The 5,424-nt window shown below is 46.6% G+C and carries 5 protein-coding genes, 4 tRNA genes and 2 rRNA genes; 9 read left to right on the top strand and 2 right to left on the bottom strand.

The window, feature by feature from the left end:
* The 4 genes from HOY33_RS20350 to birA all read left to right on the top strand — a co-directional run.
* Positions 1-152: ribosomal RNA gene (locus tag HOY33_RS20350) — 23S ribosomal RNA — on the top strand; the annotation flags it as partial.
* 114 nt (positions 153-266) lie between these two features.
* Positions 267-382 (top strand): 5S ribosomal RNA (gene rrf, locus HOY33_RS20355).
* 174 nt (positions 383-556) lie between these two features.
* The gene (gene murB, locus HOY33_RS20360) at positions 557-1,594 is read left to right on the top strand and encodes a UDP-N-acetylmuramate dehydrogenase (RefSeq protein ID WP_172291843.1); all 1,038 of its coding nucleotides are present in this window, start codon (positions 557-559) and stop codon (positions 1,592-1,594) included.
* On the top strand, positions 1,591-2,550 hold the full coding sequence (birA, locus tag HOY33_RS20365; RefSeq protein ID WP_172291844.1) for a bifunctional biotin--[acetyl-CoA-carboxylase] ligase/biotin operon repressor BirA: 960 nt from the start codon (positions 1,591-1,593) through the stop codon (positions 2,548-2,550). Before murB ends, birA begins: the two co-directional genes overlap by 4 nt.
* 42 nt (positions 2,551-2,592) lie before the next feature.
* Here the strand turns inward: birA and coaA are convergent, their stop codons facing one another.
* Positions 2,593-3,543: a type I pantothenate kinase gene (coaA, locus tag HOY33_RS20370; RefSeq protein WP_172291845.1), complete on the bottom strand. Its 951-nt coding sequence runs from the start codon at positions 3,541-3,543 to the stop codon at positions 2,593-2,595.
* Positions 3,544-3,760: 217 nt separating this feature from the next.
* On the bottom strand, positions 3,761-4,309 hold the full coding sequence (locus HOY33_RS20375) for a GNAT family N-acetyltransferase (protein ID WP_172291846.1): 549 nt from the start codon (positions 4,307-4,309) through the stop codon (positions 3,761-3,763).
* A 332-nt stretch (positions 4,310-4,641) separates the two neighbouring features.
* Between HOY33_RS20375 and HOY33_RS20380 the strand changes: the two genes are divergently transcribed.
* The 5 genes from HOY33_RS20380 to HOY33_RS20400 all read left to right on the top strand — a co-directional run.
* Positions 4,642-4,717: transfer RNA gene (locus HOY33_RS20380), tRNA-Thr, on the top strand.
* Positions 4,718-4,732: 15 nt separating this feature from the next.
* A tRNA-Tyr gene (locus tag HOY33_RS20385) sits at positions 4,733-4,817 on the top strand.
* A 129-nt stretch (positions 4,818-4,946) separates the two neighbouring features.
* A tRNA-Gly gene (locus HOY33_RS20390) sits at positions 4,947-5,021 on the top strand.
* 7 nt (positions 5,022-5,028) lie between these two features.
* Positions 5,029-5,104, top strand: a tRNA-Thr gene (locus HOY33_RS20395).
* Between the two features lie 108 nt (positions 5,105-5,212).
* On the top strand, positions 5,213-5,424 hold a 212-nt coding region (locus tag HOY33_RS20400; RefSeq protein WP_000031661.1), incomplete at its 3' end, for a GTP-binding protein.

The raw sequence follows: 5,424 nt of genomic DNA on the forward strand, positions 1-5,424 counted from the left end.
ATCTAAGCGGGAAACTTGCCTCGAGATGAGTCTTCCCTGGGCACTTGATGCCCCTGAAGGGCCGTTGAAGACGACGACGTAGATAGGCTGGGTGTGTAAGCGTAGCGATACGTTGAGCTAACCAGTACTAATGACCCGAGAGGCTTAACCTTACAACACCGAAGGTGTTTTGGTGAGAGACGCAGAAGATAAACGATATTCAGCTTGTTTTGAGATTGGTTCTGATGGTTATGTGAAAGCATAACGGTTGGAATGAAAGGAATTTGCCTGGCGGCGATAGCGCGGTGGTCCCACCTGACCCCATGCCGAACTCAGCAGTGAAACGCCGTAGCGCCGATGGTAGTGTGGGGTCTCCCCATGTGAGAGTAGGGAACTGCCAGGCATCAAACAAAGCGGAAAGCCTCATGCGAAAGCATGGGGCTTTTTGTTTTATGCGCTGTTTATTTGGTATTGGCGATAGCGAGAGCTACCGTTCGTTATATAAGATAAAACCACGCTGCTATCCGACCTGAATCAGGTAGACTAGGGGATATCTGATCTAAAGAGTACTCATATTATGACGAACAGTGTCATATCATTAAAACCATATCACACTTTTGCATTGCCTGTTTCTGCATCACAAATCACCGTAGCTGATACACAACAACAGTTAATCAATATATGGCGTGATGCCGGTTTATTGCAACGCCCTGTTTTACTATTGGGGGAAGGCAGCAATGTTCTTTTTCTGGAGGATTTTGCAGGCGTAATTCTGCTTAACCGTCTTAAAGGTATCGATGTTAAGGAAGATGCTGACGGTTGGCACCTTCATGTCGGTGCTGGAGAAAACTGGCATCATTTAGTTGAATACACGCTCAGACAGGGAATTGCCGGTTTAGAGAATCTTGCTTTGATCCCCGGTTGTGTCGGATCAGCGCCTATACAGAACATTGGTGCTTATGGTGTGGAATTGAAGCAGGTATGCGAATATGTCGATCTATTGGATTTGACCCAAGGTACAATAAAACGTCTCGCCGCTTCCGAATGCCAATTCGGGTATCGGGAAAGTATATTTAAGCATCAATATCGACATGGCTTTGTCATTATTGCCGTCGGTTTATCTCTAAGCAAAAACTGGTCTCCGGTGTTAGGTTATGGAGAACTGACCAAACTGGATCCGACTACGGTTACACCCCAGCAAATATTTGATTCGGTCTGTCATATGCGGCGCGGTAAATTACCCGACCCTGCGATTACAGGGAATGCGGGGAGTTTTTTCAAAAACCCTGTTATTGCCGCCCAGCATGCCGACAACATCCTAAAGGCATATCCAAATGCTCCGCATTATTTACACCCTGATGGTCAGGTTAAGCTGGCAGCCGGGTGGCTGATAGATCAGTGTCATTTAAAAGGTTTTCAGGTCGGAGGGGCAGCAGTGCATAGCCAACAGGCGTTAGTGCTGATTAATCAAAATAATGCAACGAGCCTTGATATCGTTAATTTGGCGCGTCATGTCCGCAGCCAGGTCGCCGAGCGATTTAATATCTGGCTGGAACCAGAAGTCCGTTTTATTGCGGCAAGGGGTGAGGTGGATGCTGTCGAGGTATTATCATGAAGGATATTAAAGTTCCTCTTAGATTAATTAATGTTCTGTCTGATGGTGAGTTTTACTCCGGAGAAGCTCTGGGGGAAATGATGGGAATGAGTCGGGCAGCCATTAATAAACATATCCAGACTATTCGGGAATGGGGAATAGATGTTTTTACCGTTACCGGCAAAGGATATTGTTTACCTACGCCGATGCAATTGCTGGATGAGAAAAAAATCCTCAGCGCTCTGCCTGAAGGTGGAGTCACGGTTCTGCCGGTAGTCGATTCAACCAATCAGTATATTTTAGACCGGCTGGATGTGTTATCCCCTGGGGATGCCTGTATTGCTGAATACCAACAATCGGGGCGTGGGCGTCGGGGACGTCAGTGGGTTTCTCCCTTTGGGGCCAATCTTTATTTATCATTGTATTGGCGCCTGGAACAAGGTCCCGCGGCGGCCGTTGGGGTCAGTCTGGTCATTGGAATGGTTATGGCTGAGGTATTGCATAATCTTGGTGCGGACGGAGTTCGTGTTAAATGGCCGAATGATCTGTATCTGAATGACCGCAAACTGGCGGGAATTCTGGTTGAGCTGACAGGAAAAACAGGTGATGCGGCTCATCTGGTGATCGGCGTCGGTATTAATTTACGGATGCGTGAGTCGACGGATAGTACGATTAATCAGGGATGGATAAATCTTCAGGAGGCAGGGATCTCAATCGATCGTAATACGCTTGCCGTTACGCTTATCTCAGAGATCAGACACTCACTGGCTACATTTGAACAGCAAGGATTGTCACCATTCATTTCCCGATGGGAGCAATTAGACAATTATTTCAATCGCCCGGTTAAATTGATCATCGGTAATAGGGAAATACATGGTATTGATCGCGGCATTGATCCACAAGGAGCATTGTTGCTGGAGAGTGGTGGTGAATTAATGTCGTATATCGGTGGGGAAATCTCCTTAAGAGGATTGTGAAATAAGGGGATGATATGACATCCCCTTATTTTAAATGATGGTTTATTTTCTCAAACGAACATATTCCACGGCATGATTAGCGCTTTTTGTCATAATAAGACTGGCTCGTTCGCGCGTTGGAAGAATATTTTCCCTTAGATTGAGTCCATTTATCTCTTGCCACAGTTGTGAGGCGATGCCAATTGCTTCTTTTTCCGGCAGCTTGGCATAATTATGAAAATACGAGCTCGGATTCGAAAACGCTCCCTGCCTGAATTTAAGGAAGCGATTGATATACCAGCTTTTTAATAAGTCTTCCGGCGCATCAACATAAATTGAAAAATCGACAAAGTCGGAGACAAACACTCGATGCGGGTCATGAGGGTAATCCATGCCGCTTTGCAATACATTTAAACCTTCCAATATTAAAATATCAGGTTGCTCCAATATTTTATGATTATCAGGGACAATATCATAGATAAGATGTGAATAAGTTGGCGCCATGACTTTGGCCGCGCCTGACTTCATATCAGAAACAAATTTTACTAAACTGTGCATATCATAAGACTGAGGAAAGCCTTTTTTCTTCATCAAATTGCGATCTTTTAAAACTTTATTGGGATGAAGAAAACCGTCAGTTGTAATGAGTTCTACGCTACGGTGTTCAGGCCAGCGGCTGAGTAGCGCCTGAAGTACACGTGCTGTCGTGCTTTTTCCTACTGCGACGCTACCGGCAATGCCAATGATATAAGGAATTTTCTGTCCATCAGTTCCCAGAAACTGTTCCAGAACTGCTTGGCGACGCAAGTTTGAGCTGATGTAGAAGTTAAGCAGGCGCGACAGCGGCAGATAAATTTCAGCGACTTCATCTAATGACAGATCTTCGTTAATCCCTTTGAGTTTAACTATCTCTTCTTCTGTCAGCGTTAATGGGACGGAATCGCGCAAGGCGGCCCATTGGCGGCGATCAAATTGCAGATATGGCGTAGCCAAAGATTGCTCTCTATGTCTCATAAGTCTGATTCTGCCTGCTTATACAGGTAAGAAAGGGGACTTCAGCCCACTAAGCTAAACGAGCTACCTAGTATAATCAGCTCGTCACAGGCCGTAGAACCTTTTCTTGGTGTGGTAATTTGGATTATGGGCAGGTTAACACTTTGCTAGTGAAAAAAAGAAGAGAAAATCAGCTTGATATCCGATGCCCGTATTCAAGGGGCACCGGACATTGGCGTTAGCTGGCAATCGCCCGCTCTACATGATTCACCGCGAAGAGGCGCTTATAATAGATCGCGGTTGGATGATAATAGCCATCGGGGGTGCTGGCATAGTCGGGAAGTTCGCCTAAATACCGGTATCCCAGCGAGCGATAAAACATCTCCGCAGGGGAACCAGCCTGCGTATCTAAATAAAGTAATCCACGCTGTTGCACGAGCGCGGCTTTTTCCAACGTTTGCATTAATTGTCTGCCGATCCCCATCCTTCTTGCCCGGCTATGCACTAATAATTTTTGAATTTCTGCCCGGTTCTGCCCATTTGGTTTCTGGCAGAGTTCTAATTGCACGCTACCGATGACACCTTCCGTATCGCGGGCAATCCACAGCATGCGCTCACCTTTGGTGATCGACGGACGTAAGCCGTGGAAATAACTTTCCGCTTCTTCATGCGATAAAGGGGCCTGATATCCAACGGAGGCTCCCTTTGCTACCGCATCTATCAGTAGATTGGCGAGTTCATAACGATAGACCGGCAGGGTGGCGCCGTTGAGGGATACGATTTTCATGATGAGCCTCCTGATAGATGGGAACGTACTTTAAATAAAGCAAAATTCGTTCCAACCCACGATAAGGGGCTGGACGCGTAAAAAAGGTGAGAATAGCGATCAAGACATGCGTTCTGGCAGGGCAATCGTCACAGTTTTGGTGCAACGGAGTGGCTGAATATTTCACCCATCAGCTATCTTGCGCCGGTCAGGTTTGATGTTTCTTTGGGCGAATTATTGCCGCTAGCGTGGATTCGTGTTCAAATTTGGATAAAATCTAAGCGATAGCGCATTTTACGCAATTTTTTTGTTGCATAGGCCGTTCGGTCTACCTAGAATGCGCAGCACTTGATGCCGGCTTAGCTCAGTAGGTAGAGCAACTGACTTGTAATCAGTAGGTCGCCAGTTCGATTCCGGCAGCCGGCACCATCAAGTAGACAATCAGGTGGGGTTCCCGAGCGGCCAAAGGGAGCAGACTGTAAATCTGCCGTCACAGACTTCGAAGGTTCGAATCCTTCCCCCACCACCAAATTCAATCCTGGTGACAGGATAAACTCGATACGGTATGTAACACTAGACCGGATCGAAGAATGCGGAGGGTGATTTTATTCTCCAATTTCAAAATCTACAGAAAAATCAGGTAGCCGAGTTCCAGGATGCGGGCATCGTATAATGGCTATTACCTCAGCCTTCCAAGCTGATGATGTGGGTTCGATTCCCACTGCCCGCTCCAAAGATGTGCTGATATAGCTCAGTTGGTAGAGCGCACCCTTGGTAAGGGTGAGGTCGGCAGTTCGAATCTGCCTATCAGCACCACTTCTTTATTCTTCCTCCTGATTTTCTTTCTGTTAAAAAATTCAGCAAGCAAATGCTTGGTTGATGTGGTGATACCACCGATTTATCCGTGTCTTAGAGGGACAATCGATGTCTAAAGAAAAATTTGAACGTACAAAACCGCACGTTAACGTCGGTACTATCGGCCACGTTGACCATGGTAAAACAACGCTGACCGCAGCGATTACTACCGTTCTGGCTAAAACCTACGGTGGCGCTGCGCGCGCATTTGATCAGATCGATAACGCGCCGGAAGAAAAAGCCCGTGGTATCACCATCAACACCTCTCACGTTGAATACGA

It is taken from the genome of Brenneria sp. hezel4-2-4, assembly GCF_013155275.1.
Lineage (GTDB): Bacteria > Pseudomonadota > Gammaproteobacteria > Enterobacterales > Enterobacteriaceae > Brenneria.